Source organism: Bacillus sp. FSL W7-1582, assembly GCF_038593325.1.
Lineage (GTDB): Bacteria > Bacillota > Bacilli > Bacillales > Bacillaceae > Bacillus > Bacillus altitudinis.
Map to the genome: position 1 here is coordinate 645,806 of NZ_CP151987.1, position 21,422 is coordinate 667,227.

Consider the following 21,422-nt stretch of genomic DNA (forward strand, 5'->3'; position numbering starts at 1 on the left):
TTTAAATTATACCTGTACTGGTCGATTTTGTGTAATGCTTTGGTGTAATATGAGAATATGATTGTGGGAATAATTCACAAACGAATTCGATAAAAGAGGATAATTGAAATGGGCATTTTTCTAATTATGATCGTCATCGTGATGATCATCGTATCTTTAGCGATCTATTTGTTTAAAAAGGGAATCATCCATTCTAAAGTGTTAGTGATTGTAGGTTCTGTTTTAGGAGGAACCGCACTATTTGTTTGGGTGGCTATGTTTTTTAATTTTCACTCTGTATCTTTAATAAATGAATCGCTAGGTCATTTTAAGATCGGTGAAAAATTTGAGGGAGATCATACTTTTGCGGAGAATACTCAATTCTCTCATCCTAAACAGAGGGTCTATATGGAAAAAGAAAATCAAGATTTTGTAGTATCAGTTGATCAACATCATCGAGTTACATCTATTTACAATCAGTCAAAACAGAAAAATCTTCAAACATCTAAGGGAGTTAAAATAGGAGAAGATTATTCATCTGTGATACAAACATATGGAGAGCAATTCAAGAAGCTCTGGTTTGTCGAAGGGTATAGCAAAGGTATACAATATCAAGATCAATCAAACGGTATCATTCTAGAGTTCTTTTTCAATGACAATAAACTAGCACTCATTGAACTTCGTAGTAAGCGGAAATAAAAAAGTAGAAAGTAAAAACAAGCATTTTAATTGAAATGCTTGTTTTTATGTTGCTTTTCCATAACATGCCTTACAATAAAAAAACCCTTCATTCCTCAGCCAAGCCTTTACCTCTGTCATTCCACGTCTCTTTGGATAGACGAGCTTGACGTACACTTCTTCGTTACCTTCTATCTTCTTCTGACAGCTAGCACATACGGGTTCTTCAAATAGAAACAATCGGCATACTCCTTTTAGTAGATATTTCTTCCATTATATCAAATGTTCAACATAATCTTTGCTGCTCGTTCTTCACTTTTTCTATTTTTGTCCGACATATGCTACGTGAAAGAAATTTCCGTTTGTGAAACCGTTTGAGAGAAACCTTGCTCTAACAGGTGTAGGAGGTGTGAGTGAGATGAAGCAAGTGCGTCTAATTAAAAAAGCACAAAAAGGGAATGTTCCGGCATTTGAGAAATTAATGCTGATGTATCAAGAGCGTTTATATAAAACGGCTTTTCTCTATACAAGAAATAAAGAGGATTCGTTAGATGCTGTTCAAGAGACGGTCATTAAAGCGTTTAAGCATTTATCTGGCTTAAAAGAGCCGGCTTATTTTTCTACCTGGCTGACGCGGATTTTGATTCATACGATTTTTGCGATGAAGAAAAAGCAGCAAGATGTTGTTCCGTTTGAACAGCATCATGAGAGCGTGGAGCGACATGATTTTTTAGAAGACAAGCTCGATTTAAAAAATGCACTTGAAGTGTTAGATGAGCAATATCAGCTCGTGATTCAGCTATTTTATTTTCAAGATTATTCGATTTCAATGATTTCTGAACAGATGGGTGTGCCTGAAGGAACGGTTAAAACTCATTTGTATCGAGCAAGAAAGCTATTAAAGCAAACATTGGAGAAGGAGGAGAGTGTCGATGGAACGAAAAGAAATGAAAAAGCTTTATGAAGAGATTGATGTACCAAAAGTTGAATTGACCTCTGCAATTCGTCAAGCAATGGGAGATGTGAAAGCGGAAAAGAAAAGACGTTGGTTCACATGGAATTGGAGAACGCCAATCTATTCAGTTATCGCCCTTGTTGTCCTTTACTTTTCATCAGGCTTCATTTTTCCTTCTCTTAATACAGCGATGGCTCGAGTGCCGTTTGTTGGACAGTTATATATGATGTTTCACGATAAAGTAGGAATGTCTCTTTTTCAGAGTGAGTTGGTGAAGCATGTCAATGAGGGGGCTGAATCAAGAGGGGTTACTGTGAAAGTAAACAGTGTGTATTATGATGCAGGGCGGCTTGTTTATACGTTTACTGTGGAGAATTTGAATACAAAGGAAGATTCTGTACCATTCATAGTCAACAACTTCGATCGTATAAATGACACTTTCCAACCGAGTTACGACAATCAGGGATTGAAAAAAATGAAAGATGGCCGCTATGTTGGGCAGACGGAAGTCTATACAAATGGACAAACGATCAAACAAGGTCAGCAAGTACCGCTTGTTATTTCGAAGATTGGGGATATTGTAGGGAATTGGCGCTTCAAGTTACCTGTGGTCAAGCAAAAAACCACTTTATTAGCGGGACAAAAAGACGTGTCTATTTTAAATGGACGTTATCAAATAAGAAATGTAAAGGTAGAAAATGGAGTGAATGGCTCTGCAATTCAATATGCCATTGATTACAATGGTTTTGCCAAAGATGATAAAGTCAGTATAGATGGAATGAAGGATAATTTAGGGAATGAGTATCAGCTTGAGATTGGGACCGTTTTAAGAAAAAAACAAATGTCTTCTGACAAAACTAGAAAAGATCATTTAACGATTTTGAATCAGCCGATCAATCCAAAGGCGACTGAATTGACATTTGACACATATGTGAATATCGAACGGGAAGAAAGCAAAATCATTCCTCTTCAGACAAAGCTGCCTGTTCAGTTCAAAACAAAACACCATGGCATCGGAATCAAAATCAATAAGATAGAGCAAAAAGACCGTTCTGTGATTGTTGATTATCAATTTACTGGAGTAGACCAGAAAGAATTAGATGAGGATGTGATGAAGAATATCGGTGAATTCATTGGATTAGGCGATGTTGAAAAGATGAAATCATGGCCCAATCCACAAGCAGACTATGAAAGCGGATATTACTTGAAGGGGAACCATGCGAAGATGACGAATTTAAAGACAGCTTCCATGCAATCCACCTTTGAATTTGATGATAAGAATTTAGAAACTTTATCATTAAAACATTTTTCTTTTAAAGAATATGGGCTTTACCTTGATTTGTCAGAACTGAATATGTTGGCACCACAGAAGGCGATAACGTTAACCATTCCAGTCAAAAAAGAAACATCAAAAGCTAGTCAATAAATAAGAAAGCGAACATGATTACACATGTTCGCTTTTTGTCTGCTTTTGAACCAGCTGATTGAACGAGTACCGAATCAACATCAACGCAACAAAACTGGCTAGCCCGCCGATCCAACTTAAATTCGTTACATTTGTATATTGAATAATCAGACCACCCATTGACGAGCCGAGCATCATGCCGATATTCATAATCGCTGTATTAAAGCTCAGCACGGTTTCCGATGTTTCGGGTTTTAGGGAGATGAGATAAAATTGCTTCGCTGGTGTTGTTGTCCATGTGGCGGTGCCCCAAATGGCGAGCGTGATGAAGACGCCAACTACTGAAAATTGTGTAAAGGATAATGCAAAGAGCATGAGCATTTGAACCGTGATGCTGATTGAAATGGTTCGGTTTGGTCCCCATTGATCGACAGCGTATCCACCAAAGCGTGAGCCAATAAAAGCAGAGATTCCTAAGACAAGCAAGGCAATGCTTGTCAGTTCAAGTGTAAATCCGGATGTCTGTCGCAATAATGGCGAAATGTAAGCAAATACCATTGTGTAACCTAAAATCCAAAAGGCTGTCGTGGCTAAGCCGCTTAACACCCTACGGTCTTGAAGAATTTGAATTTGCTGTTTGAATGGCACATGGGAATGTCCCTCCATAGGCGGTAATAATCGATACAGAAGAAACAAGAGACAAGCGGTTCCTATTGCAATAATGAGAAAAATGGCATGCCAATCTACATATCCTGCTAAAAATGTTCCAATCGGTACACCGAGTACTAGTGAAACTGTAAATCCAGTGATCACCGTTGCCATCGCACTCCCCTTTTTTTCTGGCGGGGCGAGCTGCGCTGCATAATTTGTTGCGAGTACAATATATAAGCCGCCACTCATGGCCATGATGACCCGTGAGAGCATGAGCAGCATAAAGTGATGGCTAAAAAAGGCGAGCACATTCCCTGCTATAAACATGGAAATTGCCGATAAAAGAACCTTTTTTCGATTCAATTTCGATGTGGCCATGACTAAAAAGAGGGCACCCACCGCATAAAAAAGAGAATAGATGGTGATGAGCTGTCCCGCAACCGGGATGGAGATGTGCAGATCGTCAGAAATGATGTCCAGTATGCCTGATACGACGAATTCTGAAGTACCTGTGACGAAAGAACCGACGGCTAAAAGAAATATGAGCAATGGATAAGATGTACTTTTCATTTTGAACCCTTCCTTTATGTTGAAACGTTGTATTTATTTTAAATTCCGTGCTAACATAAGTAAAATTGATGTTTTTCATGAAAGGGATGAGTGAATACTCATGAGCTTTGTTCGATTCGAGACGATGGCTAAGGTGGTCGAGCTAGGCAGTTTTACCGCTGCAGCTGAAGCATTAAATATGACACAGTCTGCCGTGAGTCATGCGGTGGCAAGTTTAGAGACGGAGTGGGGCGTGTCTTTATTCGTACGTGACCGAAAAAAGGGCATCACGCTGACAGATACCGGTGAAACCCTTCTTCCGCATATAAGAGAAGTGCTAAATCGAGTAGAGAAAATTCAGCAGGAAATTGCGCTCACCAAAAATATTGAATCTGGCTTGATTCGGATTGGAACATTTGCCAGTGCTTCCGCTTGTTTGTTGCCAAAACTGCTTGTGAGCTATCAGAAAAAGCATCCAAAGATTGAATTTAAATTCTATGAGGGGACATATGAAGAAATATTGGAGTGGCTCGATTCTGGCATTATTGATGTTGGGTTTGTTGTAAAAGGTAAAGCGGATGAAGCGTTTGATCTATTGCCACTTATGAAAGATAAAATGGTGGTCGCTTATCACGAAAATCATCGTTTTAAGCAGCAGCCAATTGTAGACATGGAAGAATTAGCGGACGAACCATTTATTATGCCAACTGGCATGTATCAATCCCATGTAGAGGATATTTTTTCAGAGGCGAAAATCAAGCCGTCTATTTTATTTGAAGTGCATGATTGTACGACCATTGCCCGCATGGTTGGGGAAGGACTTGGTGTGACGATAGGTCCTGAGTTATTCCTAAAAACGCAGCAACTTGTGCAGATCAGTCATCTGAATGTATCGCATCATCGTGAGGTGGCGCTTGCCTGTCCATCGCTCACGCAAGCTTCTCCTGCTGTGAAGGCATTTTTCGATGTAGCAGAAACGGTTTTTGCCAGAATTCAGTGATGGGTGTATAAAGAACTAGATGTGATTTTCCAAATTCGTGTAATAAGACGAATGAAGCGGACATTTCTTTGAAAAATGTTCGCTTTTTGTATTGTGTTTTAAAAATGAAGTTGGTACAATAGACACAGAAATCAAATAGATAGAAGTCGTATAATGGCGGGGATATGGCCCGCAAGTTTCTACCAAGCTACCGTAAATGGCTTGACTACGTCAATTCACACTCGTTTGATATAAATCATGCATTGTTCTTGTTTGATGTCACGGTCTGAATTCACATTGTAGTCAAGCGTCCCAAAAACTGTTGGGGCGTTTTTTATTTGACTTGTGAATGGGACAGACTAAAGCAAAAGGACATGAAGGGAGTCAGTTGGCTTTGAAACAGTTTTTTCAGTTTGATGAGTTAGGTACGAATTATCGCAGAGAGATCATCGGCGGTTTAACGACATTTTTGTCGATGGCTTACATCTTGTTTGTCAATCCGATCACACTTGCTTTAGTAGCAGTACCGGATTTTCCAGATAAATTACGAATTGATCAGGGGGCTGTCTTTACTGCAACGGCGTTAGCTTCTGCGGCAGGTTGTTTCCTGATGGGATTGATCGCCAGGTACCCGATTGCAATTGCACCAGGTATGGGACTGAATGCGTTCTTCGCTTTCTCAGTTGTTCTTGGTATGGGAATCTCATGGCAGGCAGCACTTTCCGGTGTGTTTGTTTCAGGATTGATTTTCGTTGCTCTTTCTTTAACAGGTTTCCGTGAAAAAATCATCAATGCTATTCCGAGTGAGCTGAAGCTGGCTGTTGGTGCAGGGATTGGTTTGTTCATTACATTTGTAGGGCTTCAAGGCTCTGGCATTATTGCCAATAACGATAATACGCTCGTTTCGATTGGAAACATTCATAGTGGTCCTGTATTGTTGACGGTATTTGGAATCGTTGTGACTGTCATTTTAATGGTTCTTCGAGTGAATGCAGGTGTCTTCATTGGGATGCTTGTGACAGCCATTGCTGGAATGATCTTTGGTCTTGTGCCAGTTCCATCTCAAATTATCGGAAGCATTCCAAGTTTGTCTCCAACCTTTGGTCAAGCTTTGATTCACTTACCAGACATCTTCTCCATTCAAATGCTTGTGGTTATTTTAACGTTCCTATTCGTTGGGTTCTTTGATACAGCTGGTACACTTGTGGCTGTGGCAACGCAGGCTGGTTTAATGAAAAATAATGAGCTGCCGCGTGCAGGAAGAGCGCTTCTGGCGGATTCTTCTTCTATCGTCGTCGGTTCTGTTCTTGGTACATCAACGACGACGTCTTATGTTGAATCTAGTTCAGGTGTTGCTGCGGGTGCTCGCTCTGGTTTTGCAGCTGTCGTGACAGGTATTTTCTTCTTACTTGCGATGTTCTTCTCGCCGCTTTTATCTGTCGTGACATCGAATGTAACGGCACCTGCTTTAATCATTGTCGGTGCACTGATGGTTGCACCTCTTGCAAAGATCGCATGGGATCGTTTTGAAATTGCGGTACCGGCCTTCTTAACCATGATTATGATGCCACTGACATATAGTATTGCGACAGGGATTGCGATTGGTTTCATTTTCTACCCGATCACCATGATCTTTAAAGGAAAAGCAAAAGAAGTGCATCCAATTATGTACGGCCTGTTTGTCATCTTTATTCTATATTTTGCTTTCTTAAATCATTAATGGTTTGTCTGAAACAGCAGCTCATGGAGGCTGCTGTTTTTTGTAGGGAAATTTCAAAAACATAGTTGACTTATAGGAATTATGTGTTTATGATAAAAAGACATAATTCGCTGATTGGATCACCAAAGGCGCTTTGATTTCCTTTTTTCTATAGAAGGGTCAGAGTGCCTTTTTTCTTGCATTCATTATAACGGGAGGGGATGACTTGTCACGCTGGCTTAGGCAGGTGATTGAGCGGAAAAAGCAGGTATTGATTGAGCAGCTCCTATTATGGGGGCATGAAGAAAAACATGAAGCGCTCATGCATTATACGATTCATGAGCTGGAAAATGAGGTTCTCTATTTAAAAGAGCGCAAGCAAAATTAGTGGGATGGGGGATGAGCGATGGATGAACAAAAGCTGAATTTTATTTTATCTGCCTTAAAAGGGATTGAATACGGGTCGGTGGTGATCACCATTCATAATGGACAAATTACACAAGTCGATACGACAGAAAAGACTCGTTTCCCCGCACACCAAGAGAATCTTCGGATTCAGAAAGCAAAGCAGGCGCGCTATCGTTCATGAAAAGTGATGAAAGATGATGAAAAGCTGATCCACTCATCAGCTTTTTTGTTTTGTCTTATTTTCTCTCCATTTAAAACCTCTTCATTCTTTTATCCGTCTATTCGTATGAACGTCAAGGAATCTTGACTGAATAGAGAGACTCCGCTACTTTAATAGGAGTCATCCGGACAGGTCACCTGAGCCTGTGCGGATTGTCTGAGATAGGAGTTGATATGGGATGTTAGAGAAAGATCAAGAGCAGGTTACATCTGAAATAAAAAACGAAAACGAAGAGCCATCAATAGATCAAGAAACGAGGCAGTCCCGCCTCAGCCGCAGTGCTGCAAAACGAGGAAGAACGGCTAAGCCAGCTAATGAAGAGCGTTCAGCCATTCAGCGCATTGCAAGAGGTGTAGGCGGTGCGTTTAAGCGCTATGGCTCATATGGGCTCGCGATGTTAAAATCACCGAGTCGTGCGATCCATCAAGCGGACACTTTACGCATGAAGTACGCCTGGATTTCAATTGTGTTATTCAGTGTGTTTTTTGCTTTAGGCAACTACGTTCAATTAAAGGCGTCAAAGACCCGTTTATTAGGTTTTGGTATTCATTATTCTTTTGGTGACGCCTTTTTGAAGGTAGCGGTCTTTACACTCATTCTGTTGACACTGATGATGCTGACGGTTTGGGTGCTCGGTAAGTACATGCTGAAAGGAAACATCTCGCTGAAAGAAGTGATCATGAAGTTCGGTGCCGTGCTTGTGCCGGTTTTGGTTTTATCTATCCTTTGGCTTGTATTTGCCATGCTGAATATTCCATATGTAACGGTGATTTTATCCGTCATGATGTTTTTCGGTCTTCAGCTGATTGCCATTGTGCTCTTCCGCTCCATTCAATCAGATCAAGAAGCTGTGCGGGGAGACTTGATGTATGCCGGCTGGGTCTTTTTGTTGATTGAGCTCGTCATCATTGCCCTTTTATGGGGCATTGTCGGAGAGTATTTGATCCCATCACTTGTTCCAGTTCGGTTTGGATAAAACACGTTTCAGCGTGTACTCGGTCTTTTTAAAATTCAAAGGTTTTCTATCACGCTGAAAAGAAGACAAAGGGTTAAAATAAAGTATATTTCAGCCCTTTATCAACCATCTAAAGCCTCCTTTTGAAAAAGGAGGTTTTTCATGTTGAGAAGAGGAAAAAACGGGTAAACTCTTGGTAACAAAGACCACCCCTTGTTGTCGAAAGATATATGTGTTTTTCTCGCGCAAATTTGATTGTATCAAGGTTTGTTCTCTAGTAGAATATGGGGTGCTTTATTTGATTTTTAGTGCAGGGGGTTCGAATCGTGCTTCAACAACTTTTATCCAATGCGTTCACCATGGTTTTGATTATTTTAGTGATTAACATTGTCTATGTCTCTTTTTCCACTATGCGTTTAATTTTAACAATGAAAGGCAGAAGGTATGCAGCCGCTTTTGCTGGTACTGTCGAGATGCTGATTTATGTCATTGGTTTGAGTATCGTGTTAGATAACTTAGATCAAGTACAAAATGTCATTGCGTATGCGCTAGGTTATGGAATTGGAATCATTGTCGGGATGAAAATTGAAGAGAAGCTGGCACTTGGCTACATTACTGTGAACGTGATTACAAAAGAAATCGATCTAGATCTCCCAAAACAATTGAGAGAAAAAGGATATGGCGTCACCAACTGGGTAGTAGGAGGTCTTGAAGGAGACCGGTCAGCGATGCAAATTTTAACACCGAGAAAATATGAACTGCAATTATATGAAACGATTAAAACGCTTGATTCAAAGGCGTTTATCATTTCGTATGAGCCCAAAACGATTCATGGCGGCTTCTGGGTGAAGGCTGTGAAGAAAAGGAGAATTAAAGAATGACCGCAAAACCAAAGAAAAAGAAATTCTACGTGGAAGACAACATGACGATTGATCAAGTGTTGTCCCAGATGGCGGAGGAAGGCTACTCACCTGTCCGACGAATGGAGGAGCCCATCTTTCAGGAAAAGAAGGAAAATGGGTCGATTCAGATCATTCCGATTGGGAAAAAAATCGTATTTGAGGGAAAAATACTCTAAATCCGAACATTAAAACGACGACTTCATAGATTGTTCGATAAATCCGTTGACATCATGAACATCCGTTGTTAAGATAAACATGAAATCAAAACACGAGCCTCATATAATCTTGGGAATATGGCCCATAAGTTTCTACCCAGTTACCGTAAATGACTGGACTATGCAGGATAGTGAACAAAACTGACATGGCGTTTTAAAAGCGAACAGCGCTTACCATGGCCCGGTTTGTGTTGCTTCCTAACAATGCAATACAAACCGGGTCTTTTTGTTCGGCGTTTGACAAGCTACTTAGGTTTGGGAAGCGTGTCAAACGATACAAAATCGAATAATAGCTTAAAGGTGGGGACAAAATGAAGCCGCTTGTAGGTGTCATCATGGGAAGTACATCTGATTGGGAAACAATGAAACATGCGTGCGATATCTTAGAGGAATTGAACATTCCGTATGAAAAACAGGTTGTATCCGCACATCGGACACCTGATTTGATGTTTGAATATGCGACTGAAGCAAGAGGTAAAGGACTCAAGGTCATTATTGCCGGTGCTGGAGGCGCAGCACATTTACCGGGGATGGTCGCAGCAAAAACGACACTGCCGGTCATTGGTGTGCCCGTACAATCAAAAGCATTAAACGGACTGGATTCCTTATTATCCATCGTTCAAATGCCAGGCGGTGTACCTGTTGCTACAGTGGCAATCGGCAAAGCCGGTGCAACAAATGCAGGGCTTCTAGCCGCACAAATGATTTCAGCATTCGATGAAGCCGTTGCAGCACGCCTTGAAGAAAGAAGAGAGCAAACAAAACAAACTGTATTAGAAAGCAGTGATCAGCTTGGCTAAGCAGACCATTTTTCCAAACGCAACCATTGGTATCATCGGCGGCGGACAGCTTGGCAGATACATGGCCGTCAGTGCAAAGCAAATGGGCTACCGTGCAGCAGTCCTTGACCCTGTCACACTTTCTCCTTGCGGACAGGTTGCTGATACAGAAATTACAGCCGCATACAGTGACCTTGAAGCGATCAGGCAGCTGGCGGACATCAGTGATGTGGTCACATATGAATTTGAAAACATTGATTATGATGCACTCAATCAGCTGAAGGAAGAGGCGTATTTACCGCAAGGAAGCGAACTCCTTCTTTTAACCCAAAACCGTGAAACGGAGAAAAAAGGGATTGTAGATGCAGGCTGTGAAGTCGCCCCTTATCGCATCGTTCATGATGAGAAGGAGCTGGAAGACGCAGTAAATGCGCTTGGTTTGCCAGCTGTGCTGAAAACATGCAGAGGCGGTTACGACGGTAAAGGACAGTACGTGATCAAAGAGAAGGATCAGCTTCATGAAGCGGCTGCACTTCTCACTCATGGGACATGTATTTTAGAAAGCTGGGTTCCTTTCCAAATGGAACTGTCCGTGATTGTGACGCGGTCTGTTCATGGGGAAATTGCGACATTCCCAGTCGCTGAGAACATTCATAAGCATAATATTTTATTCCAAAGCATCGTGCCTGCACGGGTAGATGGCAGCATTCAGGAGAAAGCAAAAGAGCTGGCAACAACGCTTGCTGAAAAGCTAGGGCTGGTCGGTACGCTTGCTGTTGAACTGTTCCTGACAAATGAAGGGAAGCTGCTCGTCAATGAACTGGCACCGCGCCCGCATAACTCTGGACATTACACATTGGATTTATGTGAGACGAGTCAGTTTGAACAGCACATTCGCGCCATATGCGGTTTGCCGCTTGGCGGAACAGCTCTTTTATCAGAGGGCATGATGGTGAATTTGCTGGGCGATGAAGTGGACATCCCAAAAGAACATCCTGAGCTTTTAAAGGAAGCGAAGCTTTATCTATATGGCAAACATGAAGTAAAAGCCGGCCGCAAAATGGGGCATATGACATTTATGAAACAGCTTGATGATGAATGGATGGCAAACATCACAAAGATATGGACTGAAAGAGATGGAGGAAACGGGAAATGATCGAACGTTACGCACGACCAGAAATGTCAGCAATCTGGACAGAGGAAAACAAATTTAATGCATGGCTTGAAGTAGAAATTCTCGCTTGTGAAGCTTGGGCAGAACTTGGCATCATTCCGAAAGAAGACGTTGTGACTATGCGTAAGAATGCAAGCTTTGATATTGATCGTATTCTAGAGATTGAACAAGACACGCGCCACGACGTGGTTGCCTTTACGCGTGCTGTATCTGAATCTCTAGGAGAAGAAAGAAAGTGGGTTCATTACGGGTTAACCTCTACAGACGTAGTGGATACGGCGCTTTCATATCTATTAAAACAGGCGAACGATATTTTGCTCAAGGACATTGAGAGATTTGTTGACATACTAAAAGAAAAAGCAAAAGAGCACAAATATACAGTCATGATGGGCCGTACACACGGTGTACACGCTGAACCGACAACATTTGGCCTAAAGCTTGGTCTTTGGTACGAGGAAATGAAGCGTAACTTAGAACGTTTTAAACAAGCAAAAGCCGGCATCGAATACGGCAAAATCTCTGGTGCTGTTGGCACATATGCGAACATCGACCCGTTTGTTGAGCAATATGTATGTGAGAAACTTGGCATCAAAGCTGCACCAATTTCAACCCAAACCTTGCAGCGTGACCGTCATGCAGATTACATGGCAACCCTTGCTTTAGTTGCAACAAGCATTGAGAAATTTGCTGTTGAAATTCGTGGTCTTCAAAAGAGTGAAACGCGTGAAGTAGAAGAGTTCTTTGCAAAAGGACAAAAGGGATCATCAGCGATGCCGCATAAACGAAACCCGATCGGTTCTGAAAATATGACGGGAATTGCCCGCGTCATCCGTGGTTATATGCTGACTGCTTATGAAAATGTACCACTTTGGCATGAGCGTGATATTTCTCATTCATCTGCTGAACGCATCATTTTACCAGATGCAACGATTGCACTGAACTATATGCTGAACCGTTTCTCTAACATTGTGAAGAATTTGACGGTGTTCCCTGAGAATATGAAACGCAACATGGACCGCACACTTGGCTTGATCTACTCTCAGCGTGTTCTTCTTGCACTTATTGATACAGGTATGGCACGTGAAGAAGCATATGACACGGTTCAGCCAAAGGCGATGGAAGCTTGGGAAAAACAAGTACCATTCCGTTCATTAGTAGAAGCAGAAGAGAAAATCACCTCACGCTTAACACCTGAACAAATCGCTGACTGCTTCGATTACAACTATCACTTGAAAAATGTCGATATGATTTTCGAACGTCTAGGTCTTGCGTAAGAAATGGGCCGCCTGCTAGTCAGGCGCCTAATCCTGAAAATTGCCAACATTCAAATTAGGAGGCCAATCTGAATGACTGTGAAACAAGAACTTCTCTACGAAGGCAAAGCGAAAAGAATCTATCAGACCGATGACGAGCATATTTTATATGTTGAATATAAAGACTCAGCTACAGCATTTAACGGTGAAAAGAAAGCGGAAATTGAAGGCAAAGGCAGACTGAATAACGAAATTTCCAGCTTGATTTTTCAAATGCTACATGAGAAAGGGATCAATAATCACTTTGTTAAACGCCTATCTGAAACAGAACAGCTCATTCAAAAGGTAGACATCGTACCGCTTGAAGTCGTTGTGCGAAACGTGGTGGCAGGCAGTATGTCAAAACGTCTTGGGATTCCAGAGGGAACGAAACTGGACACACCTTTGATCGAGTTTTACTACAAAGATGATGCACTTGGCGATCCGCTCATTACAGAAGATCATATTCGCATTTTACATGCAGCGACACCTGAGCAGGTCGAGGAAATGAAACAAATCACAAGACAAGTGAATGAAGAATTGAAGCAAATCTTCTCAGATTGCCATGTGAATTTAATTGATTTCAAGCTTGAATTCGGAATAGATCACGAGAATCGTATTTTGCTAGCTGATGAGATTTCACCTGATACGTGCAGGCTTTGGGATAAAGACACAAACGAAAAGCTTGATAAAGACGTGTTCAGACGAAACCTGGGCGGCTTAACAAATGCATACGAAGAAATTTTCAAAAGACTTGGAGGCCATAAACATGTATAAAGTGAAAATTTTTGTCAGCTTAAAAGAGAGCGTTCTTGATCCACAAGGAAGTGCCGTGCAGCACGCTTTGCACAGCATGTCTTATCAGGAAGTAAAGGATGTCCGTATCGGGAAATATATGGAGCTAGTCATTGAGAAATCAGAACGTGACTTAGATACAGTGGTCAAAGAAATGTGTGAAAAATTGCTTGCCAACACGGTGATTGAAGATTACCGCTATGAGGTGGAGGAGGTTGTCGCACAGTGAAGTTTGCAGTGATCGTCTTGCCTGGCTCTAACTGTGATATCGATATGTACCATGCGATTCAAGATGAGTTAGGTGAACAAGTTGAATATGTATGGCACGACGAAACGAGTCTTGATGGTTTTGACGGTGTACTCGTACCAGGCGGTTTCTCTTATGGGGATTACTTAAGATGCGGTGCGATTGCTCGTTTTTCTAACATCATGCCGGCTGTGAAAAAAGCAGCTGCGGAAGGAAAACCTGTTCTTGGTGTTTGTAACGGGTTCCAAATTCTTCAGGAGCTTGGCATTCTGCCAGGTGCAATGAGACGAAATAAAGATCTAAAATTTATCTGTCGTCCAGTTGAACTCATTGTAGAGAACAACGAAACGCAATTTACAAGCGGTTATCAAAAAGGTGAATCGATTACGATTCCTGTAGCACACGGAGAAGGCAACTTCTACTGTGACGAAGACACGTTAGCGAAGCTGATTGAACGAGGCCAAATCGCTTTCACTTACGGTGACGATATTAACGGCAGTGTCAATCGAATTGCAGGTGTAACGAATGAACAGGGCAATGTACTCGGCATGATGCCGCACCCTGAGCGCGCGGTTGACTCATTACTAGGCAGCGCAGACGGACTTAAATTGTTTCAATCTATCGTGAAAAATTGGAGGGACACTCATGTCACTACTGCTTGAACCAAGTCACAAGCAAATTAAAGAAGAGAAATTGTATCAGCAAATGGGATTGAGTGATGAAGAATTCGCTTTAATCGAATCCATTATTGGCAGGCTGCCAAACTACACAGAAACGGGTATCTTTTCTGTCATGTGGTCAGAGCATTGTAGTTATAAAAACTCAAAGCCTGTTTTAAGCAAATTCCCGACAAAAGGAGAGCATGTTCTGCAAGGTCCTGGGGAAGGCGCTGGAATCGTTGATATTGGAGACAACCAAGCGGTTGTATTTAAAATCGAATCACATAACCATCCATCTGCAATTGAACCGTATCAAGGAGCGGCAACAGGTGTCGGCGGAATCATCCGTGATGTATTCTCCATGGGTGCTCGTCCAATTGCGGTATTAAACTCTCTTCGTTTTGGTGAACTGACTTCACCGCGCGTGAAGTACTTGTTTGAAGAAGTAGTGGCAGGGATTGCAGGCTATGGAAACTGTATCGGTATTCCAACAGTCGGCGGAGAAGTTCATTTTGATCAAAGTTATGAAGGCAATCCGCTCGTTAACGCGATGTGTGTAGGGTTAATCAACCATGAAGACATCAAGAAAGGGCAGGCAAAAGGTGTTGGCAATACGGTCATGTACGTTGGTGCTAAAACGGGACGTGACGGGATTCACGGTGCAACATTTGCGTCTGAAGAATTTTCTGATGAATCAGAAGAAAAACGTTCAGCGGTTCAAGTCGGCGATCCGTTCATGGAAAAGCTTTTGCTTGAAGCATGTCTTGAAGTCATCAAAAATGATGCGCTTGTGGGCATTCAAGATATGGGAGCGGCTGGCTTAACTAGCTCAAGTGCAGAGATGGCAAGTAAAGCCGGTTCAGGTATCGAAATGAACCTAGACCTGATCCCTCAGCGTGAAACAGGCATGTCAGCGTATGAAATGATGCTGTCTGAATCCCAAGAGAGAATGCTGTTGGTCATTGAAAAAGGCCGTGAGCAAGAAATCATTGATATTTTTGAAAAATATGATCTTGAAGCAGTCTCAGTCGGTCATGTGACAGACGATAAAATGCTTCGTTTACTCCATCAAGGAGAAGTAGTGTGTGAGCTTCCAGTTGATGCACTTGCAGAAGAAGCACCGGTTTATCACAAGCCGTCAAGTGAGCCTGCATACTATCGCGAGTTTTTAGAAACAAAAGTGGAAGCTCCAGCGATCACAGATGCAGCAGATACATTGAAACAGCTGTTAAAGCAGCCAACGATTGCGAGTAAAGAATGGGTTTACGATCAATACGACTATATGGTTCGTACAAATACAGTCGTTGCACCTGGCTCTGATGCGGGTGTGCTCAGAATCCGTGGGACGAAAAAAGCTCTTGCGATGACAACAGATTGTAACGCACGTTATCTCTACCTTGATCCAGAGGTTGGCGGTAAGATCGCCGTTGCAGAAGCCGCACGTAACATTGTCTGCTCAGGCGCTCGTCCGCTTGCAGTAACAGATAACTTGAACTTCGGTAACCCGGAGAAACCAGAAATCTTCTGGCAGATTGAAAAATCTGCTGATGGCATTAGCGAAGCTTGCCGTACATTAAGTACACCGGTCATCGGCGGTAACGTCTCTTTATATAACGAATCAAATGGAACAGCCATTTACCCAACGCCAGTCATTGGCATGGTTGGTTTGATTGAAGATACAGCTCATATTACGACTCAATCGTTCCAGCAGGCAGGTGATGTGATTTTCGTCATTGGTGAAACGAAGGAAGAATTCGCAGGCAGTGAGCTTCAAAAAATGACAGAAGGCCGTATCTACGGAAAAGCACCAGAAATTGATTTGGATGTAGAGCTGGCGCGTCAAGAAGCCCTATTAGCAGCAATTCAAAACGGACTTGTTCAGTCAGCACATGATGTGTCTGAAGGCGGTCTTGGTGTAGCACTAGCTGAAAGTACATTTGGAACAGATGGTCTTGGCGCTGATATCCAGATCGATCTAAACAGCGCAGCATCACTATTCAGTGAATCACAGTCACGTTTTGTCGTCACAGTGAAACCAGAAAATCGCGAAGCGTTTGCTGCGGCTGTGCAAGATGCAAAAGAAGTCGGAACGGTCACAAATGATGGTGTATTCACTGTCAAAAATCAAGAAGGACAACAATGGATTCATGCGGCAGTCAACGAGCTTGAACGCGCATGGAAAGGAGCGATCCCATGCTTGCTGAAATCAGAGGCTTAAACGAAGAATGTGGCGTCTTTGGGGTTTGGGGACACGAAGAAGCCCCGCAAATCACATATTACGGATTGCATAGCCTTCAGCACCGAGGACAAGAAGGTGCAGGAATTATTGCAACAGACGGTGAAAACCTGACGTCACACAAAGGCCTTGGACTGATTACGGAAGTGTTCCAAAACGGTGAGCTTAAGGATTTAAAGGGAAAAGGTGCGATCGGACACGTTCGGTATGCGACAGCAGGCGGAGGCGGCTTTGAGAATGTGCAGCCCCTCTTCTTCCGCTCGCAAAACAATGGCAGTCTTGCCCTTGCTCATAATGGAAACTTGGTCAATGCAACGCAATTAAAGCAGCAGCTAGAGAACCAAGGAAGTATTTTTCAAACGTCTTCTGATACCGAAGTGCTCGCTCACTTAATTAAGCGTAGCGGATATATGGATTTGAAGGATCAAATCAAAAATGCTCTGTCCATGTTAAAAGGAGCATATGCTTTCTTAATCATGACGGAAACAGAAATGATCGTAGCCCTTGATCCGAACGGGTTACGCCCACTTTCACTTGGTATGCTTGGAGATGCTTATGTTGTCGCTTCTGAAACATGTGCCTTTGATGTCGTTGGTGCTACGTATTTACGAGATGTAGAGCCTGGCGAAATGCTGATCATTAATGATGAAGGCTTAAAATCTGAGCGCTTCTCGATGAACATTAACCGCAGCATGTGCAGTATGGAATACATTTATTTCTCAAGACCGGACAGCAATATCAATGGCATCAACGTGCATAGTGCGAGAAAGAATCTTGGCAAGAAGCTTGCAGAAGAAGCACATGTCGAAGCAGATGTCGTGACAGGTGTGCCAGACTCCAGTATTTCTGCAGCGATTGGCTATGCCGAAGCAACAGGTATTCCATATGAGCTAGGTTTAATTAAAAACCGTTATGTCGGCCGGACATTTATTCAGCCGTCTCAAGCATTGCGTGAGCAGGGCGTGCGAATGAAGCTGTCTGCTGTGCGTGGGGTGGTCGAAGGCAAACGTGTCGTCATGGTGGATGATTCCATCGTACGAGGAACAACAAGTCGCCGGATTGTGACGATGCTAAGAGAAGCAGGTGCGACGGAAGTGCATGTACGCATTAGTTCACCGCCAATCGCTCATCCGTGTTTTTATGGAATTGATACGTCTACACACGAAGAGCTGATTGCGTCATCTCATTCAGTGGAAGAAATTAGACAGGAAATCGGTGCAGACACCATTGCATTTTTATCTGTAGACGGTTTAATGGACGGGATTGGCAGAAAGTATGATGATCCGCAGCGCGGTCAGTGTTTAGCATGCTTTACTGGAAAATACCCGACCGAAATTTATGAAGATACTGTCCTTCCTCATGTGAAGGAAACAGTCCTGACGAAATAATCGAATAATGGAGCAGCAGTCAACGTGATTTGATATGCTGCTCTTTCATTCTGCCGAAAATATATGAAAGACAAGCAGATAAAAGGAGTGAATGGGATGTCAGAAGCATATAAAAACGCCGGTGTCGACATCGAAGCAGGATACGAAGCCGTTAAACGAATGAAAACACATGTAGAACGTACAAAAAGAGCAGGTGTCATGGGTGCTCTAGGCGGATTTGGTGGGATGTTTGATTTATCTGAACTGCCATACAAAAAGCCCGTTCTTGTCTCAGGAACAGATGGTGTTGGTACGAAATTAAAGCTAGCATTTTTAATGGATAAACACGATACGATCGGTGTAGATGCTGTCGCTATGTGTGTGAACGATGTACTTGCACAAGGGGCAGAGCCGCTCTTTTTCTTAGATTACTTAGCAGTTGGAAAAGCAGATCCTTTGAAAATTGAATCCATCGTCAAAGGTGTAGCTGACGGATGCGAGCAGTCTGGCTCAGCGCTTGTCGGCGGAGAGACAGCAGAAATGCCGGGTCTTTACACAGAAGAAGAATATGATATTGCTGGATTTTCTGTAGGTGTCGTTGAAAAAGATGAAATCGTCACAGGAGAGAACATCAAGGAAGGGCATTTGCTGATTGGACTCAGCTCTAGCGGAATTCATAGCAATGGCTATTCTCTTGTACGAAAAGTATTGCTTGAAGATGCGGGTCTAGATCTTCACCAAACGTATGAACCTTTTACAAGACCACTTGGAGAAGAGCTGCTTGAACCGACGAAGATTTATGTCAAGCCTGTTCTTAAACAAGTGAAAGCTGGCAAAGTTGACGGTATGGCACATGTGACAGGCGGCGGCTTTATTGAGAATTTACCACGTATGCTACCTGAAGGACTTGGTGTTGAGATTGATAACGGCTCATGGCCAGTTCCGCCTATTTTCTCCTTTATCCAAGAAAAAGGGCAATTAAAAGCAGAAGAGATGTTCAATGTATTTAATATGGGCATCGGCTTTGTCCTAGCCGTCAAAGAGGATGATCTCGTCGATGTGATTAGCGGACTTGAACAAGACGGAGAGAAAGCCTTCCTTATCGGACGAGTTCAAAAAGGAGAAGGCGTCACTTTCGGTGGTGGAAGCCTCTCATGAAAAAGTTTGCGATCTTCGCCTCTGGAAGCGGGACAAATTTTCAAGCCATTATTGATACGTTAAAAGAAGAACAGTGGCAGGCAAAAGCCGCCATTGTGATCTGTGATAAACCGGGTGCGAAGGTGCTGGAGCGGGCAGAGAAAGAGGGCATTCCGTCCTTTTCTTTTACGCCGAAGGCTTTCCCGAGTAAAGCCGCTTTTGAGCAAACCATCATTGAACAGCTGAAGCTGCATGAAGTGGAATGGATTTTCCTCGCTGGGTATATGCGACTGATCGGTCCGACATTACTTGACGCATTCAGAGGGAAAATCGTGAATATCCACCCTTCTTTATTGCCAGCATTTCCTGGACTCGATGCGATTGGACAAGCCTATCAAGCAGGAGTCAAAGTGGCTGGCATCACGGTTCATTATGTCGACGAAGGCATGGATACCGGTCCGATTATTGACCAAGCAGCCATTCATATTGAACAAGGGGAAGACCTTGAATCCATTGAAAAAAGAATGCATGAATTAGAACATACACTATATCCAAAAGTGATCAAATCACTTTTAGAATTATCTTAATGAGGTGACAAAGGCATGACGATCAAACGCGCATTAATCAGTGTTTCCGATAAAACAAATCTTGTACCTTTTGTGAAAGAACTAAAAGAACTTGGCGTTGAAGTGATTTCAACTGGTGGTACACACAAACTTCTTCAAGAGAACGGCATTGATGTCATTGGTATTTCTGAAGTGACTGGCTTCCCAGAAATCATGGACGGACGTCTCAAAACGCTTCATCCGAACATTCACGGTGGACTGTTAGCAGTGAGAGAAAACGATGAGCATATGGCACAGATTGAAAAGCACGGCATTCAGCCGATTGATCTTGTCGTTGTGAATCTATATCCATTCAAAGAGACCATTTCTAAAGACGATGTCACGTATGAAGAAGCGATTGAAAACATTGATATTGGCGGACCGGGTATGCTTCGTGCTGCTTCTAAAAACCATCAGGACGTCACTGTGATTGTAGACCCGCGTGATTATGATTCTGTCGTTCAACAAATTAAAGAAGGCGGCGTCTCACTAGAGAAAAAACGTGAGCTTGCAGCAAAAGTATTCCGTCATACAGCTGCTTACGATGCCCTGATTGCGGATTACTTAACGAACTTTGTTGGCGAAACAGAGCCAGAACAGTTCACAGTCACATTTGAGAAAAAGCAATCTCTTCGTTATGGAGAAAACCCACACCAAGCGGCGACGTTCTATGAAAATGCGCTTCCAAGCAAAGGCTCTTTAGCTACTGCAACGCAATTACATGGAAAAGAACTTTCCTACAACAATATCAAAGATGCAGATGCAGCTCTTCAAATTGTACGTGAATTTACGGAGCCAGCGGCTGTGGCTGTAAAGCATATGAACCCATGTGGTGTTGGGACAGGAGAAACGATTGCAGAAGCATTTGATCGTGCATTTAAAGCAGATGAAACATCTATTTTCGGCGGCATTGTGGCGCTTAATCGTGAAGTAGACAAGCAAACGGCTGAGGTGCTCCATACGATTTTCTTAGAAATCGTCATCGCACCATCGTTTAGCCAAGAAGCACTTGATGTGCTAACAGCGAAAAAGAACCTTCGTCTACTAACATTAGATGTTGAAGCAGATCTTGGGAAAAAAGAAAAGCAGCTCACAAGTGTTCATGGTGGATTGCTCGTTCAGGATATCGACACATACGGCTTAGAGGAAGCAACGATCTCTATCCCAACGAAAAGAGAGCCGACTGAAGATGAATGGAAAGACTTAAAGCTCGCTTGGAAAGTTGTCAAGCATGTGAAATCAAATGCCATCGTTCTAGCGAAGGATCAAATGACAGCAGGTATTGGTGCTGGTCAAATGAACCGTGTTGGCTCGGCTAACATTGCGATTGAGCAAGCAGGTGAAAAAGCAAAAGGCAGTGCACTAGGTTCTGATGCATTTTTCCCAATGGGCGATACAGTGGAAGCTGCTGCAAAGGCAGGCGTCACAGCGATCATCCAGCCAGGTGGTTCCATTCGTGATGAAGAATCAATCCAAAAAGCAGATGAATACGGCATCGCCATGGTCTTCACTGGCGTTAGACATTTCAAACATTAA

23 protein-coding genes and 2 riboswitches are annotated in these 21,422 nt (G+C 42.7%); of the genes, 21 read left to right on the forward strand and 2 right to left on the reverse strand.

Annotated features, from left to right (window positions below; all coding sequences use genetic code 11):
• Positions 1–108 precede the first annotated feature (108 nt).
• The gene (locus NSQ11_RS03255; RefSeq protein WP_059376179.1) at positions 109–678 is read left to right on the forward strand and encodes a hypothetical protein; all 570 of its coding nucleotides are present in this window, start codon (positions 109–111) and stop codon (positions 676–678) included.
• 45 nt (positions 679–723) lie between these two features.
• Here the strand turns inward: NSQ11_RS03255 and NSQ11_RS03260 are convergent, their stop codons facing one another.
• Entirely contained in the window at positions 724–897 is a 174-nt protein-coding gene (locus tag NSQ11_RS03260) for a Fe3+ hydroxamate ABC transporter substrate-binding protein (RefSeq protein ID WP_322536260.1), read from the reverse strand.
• 178 nt (positions 898–1,075) lie between these two features.
• On the opposite strand from NSQ11_RS03260, the gene NSQ11_RS03265 reads away from it, so the two are divergent.
• Together NSQ11_RS03265 and NSQ11_RS03270 are read left to right on the forward strand one after the other, a co-directional pair.
• Positions 1,076–1,621 carry a sigma-70 family RNA polymerase sigma factor gene (locus NSQ11_RS03265; RefSeq protein ID WP_041087054.1) on the forward strand — a complete coding sequence of 182 codons (546 nt, stop codon included), beginning with the start codon at positions 1,076–1,078 and terminating at the stop codon, positions 1,619–1,621.
• Positions 1,590–3,038, forward strand: a complete 1,449-nt coding sequence (locus NSQ11_RS03270; protein WP_216099554.1) for a DUF4179 domain-containing protein — start codon at positions 1,590–1,592, stop codon at positions 3,036–3,038. The genes NSQ11_RS03265 and NSQ11_RS03270 overlap by 32 nt, the downstream gene beginning before the upstream one ends.
• An 18-nt stretch (positions 3,039–3,056) precedes the next feature.
• Here the strand turns inward: NSQ11_RS03270 and NSQ11_RS03275 are convergent, their stop codons facing one another.
• Complete coding sequence (locus tag NSQ11_RS03275; protein WP_216099553.1) at positions 3,057–4,238, reverse strand: MFS transporter; 1,182 nt, start codon at positions 4,236–4,238, stop codon at positions 3,057–3,059.
• A 100-nt stretch (positions 4,239–4,338) separates the two neighbouring features.
• On the opposite strand from NSQ11_RS03275, the gene NSQ11_RS03280 reads away from it, so the two are divergent.
• The 18 genes from NSQ11_RS03280 to purH all read left to right on the forward strand — a co-directional run bounded on the left by NSQ11_RS03280 (position 4,339) and on the right by purH (position 21,422).
• Complete coding sequence (locus tag NSQ11_RS03280) at positions 4,339–5,217, forward strand: LysR family transcriptional regulator (protein ID WP_181891143.1); 879 nt, start codon at positions 4,339–4,341, stop codon at positions 5,215–5,217.
• A 126-nt stretch (positions 5,218–5,343) separates the two neighbouring features.
• Positions 5,344–5,445: riboswitch (purine riboswitch) on the forward strand.
• A 145-nt stretch (positions 5,446–5,590) separates the two neighbouring features.
• Positions 5,591–6,916: an NCS2 family permease gene (locus tag NSQ11_RS03285; protein WP_024719393.1), complete on the forward strand. Its 1,326-nt coding sequence runs from the start codon at positions 5,591–5,593 to the stop codon at positions 6,914–6,916.
• Positions 6,917–7,121: 205 nt separating this feature from the next.
• Positions 7,122–7,283 carry a hypothetical protein gene (locus tag NSQ11_RS03290; RefSeq protein ID WP_008344307.1) on the forward strand — a complete coding sequence of 54 codons (162 nt, stop codon included), beginning with the start codon at positions 7,122–7,124 and terminating at the stop codon, positions 7,281–7,283.
• Between the two features lie 18 nt (positions 7,284–7,301).
• Positions 7,302–7,484, forward strand: a complete 183-nt coding sequence (locus tag NSQ11_RS03295; RefSeq protein ID WP_025206857.1) for a YezD family protein — start codon at positions 7,302–7,304, stop codon at positions 7,482–7,484.
• Positions 7,485–7,701: 217 nt separating this feature from the next.
• Positions 7,702–8,499, forward strand: coding sequence for a hypothetical protein (locus tag NSQ11_RS03300; protein WP_035391452.1), 798 nt, complete (start codon positions 7,702–7,704; stop codon positions 8,497–8,499).
• 305 nt (positions 8,500–8,804) lie between these two features.
• The gene (locus NSQ11_RS03305) at positions 8,805–9,359 is read left to right on the forward strand and encodes a DUF5698 domain-containing protein (protein ID WP_008344300.1); all 555 of its coding nucleotides are present in this window, start codon (positions 8,805–8,807) and stop codon (positions 9,357–9,359) included.
• On the forward strand, positions 9,356–9,556 hold the full coding sequence (locus NSQ11_RS03310) for an NETI motif-containing protein (protein WP_008344299.1): 201 nt from the start codon (positions 9,356–9,358) through the stop codon (positions 9,554–9,556). Before NSQ11_RS03305 ends, NSQ11_RS03310 begins: the two co-directional genes overlap by 4 nt.
• A 79-nt stretch (positions 9,557–9,635) precedes the next feature.
• Positions 9,636–9,737: riboswitch (purine riboswitch) on the forward strand.
• 169 nt (positions 9,738–9,906) lie between these two features.
• Complete coding sequence (purE, locus tag NSQ11_RS03315) at positions 9,907–10,395, forward strand: 5-(carboxyamino)imidazole ribonucleotide mutase (RefSeq protein WP_017359824.1); 489 nt, start codon at positions 9,907–9,909, stop codon at positions 10,393–10,395.
• Positions 10,388–11,530 carry a 5-(carboxyamino)imidazole ribonucleotide synthase gene (purK, locus tag NSQ11_RS03320; RefSeq protein WP_035391450.1) on the forward strand — a complete coding sequence of 381 codons (1,143 nt, stop codon included), beginning with the start codon at positions 10,388–10,390 and terminating at the stop codon, positions 11,528–11,530. Before purE ends, purK begins: the two co-directional genes overlap by 8 nt.
• On the forward strand, positions 11,527–12,822 hold the full coding sequence (gene purB, locus NSQ11_RS03325) for an adenylosuccinate lyase (RefSeq protein WP_138825287.1): 1,296 nt from the start codon (positions 11,527–11,529) through the stop codon (positions 12,820–12,822). Before purK ends, purB begins: the two co-directional genes overlap by 4 nt.
• A gap of 72 nt (positions 12,823–12,894) precedes the next feature.
• Positions 12,895–13,617 carry a phosphoribosylaminoimidazolesuccinocarboxamide synthase gene (purC, locus tag NSQ11_RS03330; protein WP_007496901.1) on the forward strand — a complete coding sequence of 241 codons (723 nt, stop codon included), beginning with the start codon at positions 12,895–12,897 and terminating at the stop codon, positions 13,615–13,617.
• On the forward strand, positions 13,610–13,864 hold the full coding sequence (gene purS / locus NSQ11_RS03335) for a phosphoribosylformylglycinamidine synthase subunit PurS (protein ID WP_008344293.1): 255 nt from the start codon (positions 13,610–13,612) through the stop codon (positions 13,862–13,864). The genes purC and purS overlap by 8 nt, the downstream gene beginning before the upstream one ends.
• A complete protein-coding gene (purQ, locus tag NSQ11_RS03340) occupies positions 13,861–14,544 on the forward strand; it encodes a phosphoribosylformylglycinamidine synthase subunit PurQ (protein ID WP_008344292.1) in 684 nt (227 codons plus the stop codon). Before purS ends, purQ begins: the two co-directional genes overlap by 4 nt.
• Entirely contained in the window at positions 14,528–16,759 is a 2,232-nt protein-coding gene (purL, locus tag NSQ11_RS03345; protein WP_008344291.1) for a phosphoribosylformylglycinamidine synthase subunit PurL, read from the forward strand. Before purQ ends, purL begins: the two co-directional genes overlap by 17 nt.
• Positions 16,735–18,165 carry an amidophosphoribosyltransferase gene (purF, locus tag NSQ11_RS03350; RefSeq protein ID WP_017359819.1) on the forward strand — a complete coding sequence of 477 codons (1,431 nt, stop codon included), beginning with the start codon at positions 16,735–16,737 and terminating at the stop codon, positions 18,163–18,165. The genes purL and purF overlap by 25 nt, the downstream gene beginning before the upstream one ends.
• A gap of 96 nt (positions 18,166–18,261) precedes the next feature.
• A complete protein-coding gene (purM, locus tag NSQ11_RS03355; RefSeq protein WP_035391448.1) occupies positions 18,262–19,302 on the forward strand; it encodes a phosphoribosylformylglycinamidine cyclo-ligase in 1,041 nt (346 codons plus the stop codon).
• On the forward strand, positions 19,299–19,868 hold the full coding sequence (purN, locus tag NSQ11_RS03360) for a phosphoribosylglycinamide formyltransferase (RefSeq protein WP_056705691.1): 570 nt from the start codon (positions 19,299–19,301) through the stop codon (positions 19,866–19,868). The genes purM and purN overlap by 4 nt, the downstream gene beginning before the upstream one ends.
• Positions 19,869–19,883: 15 nt before the next feature.
• The gene (gene purH / locus NSQ11_RS03365) at positions 19,884–21,422 is read left to right on the forward strand and encodes a bifunctional phosphoribosylaminoimidazolecarboxamide formyltransferase/IMP cyclohydrolase (protein ID WP_212357473.1); all 1,539 of its coding nucleotides are present in this window, start codon (positions 19,884–19,886) and stop codon (positions 21,420–21,422) included.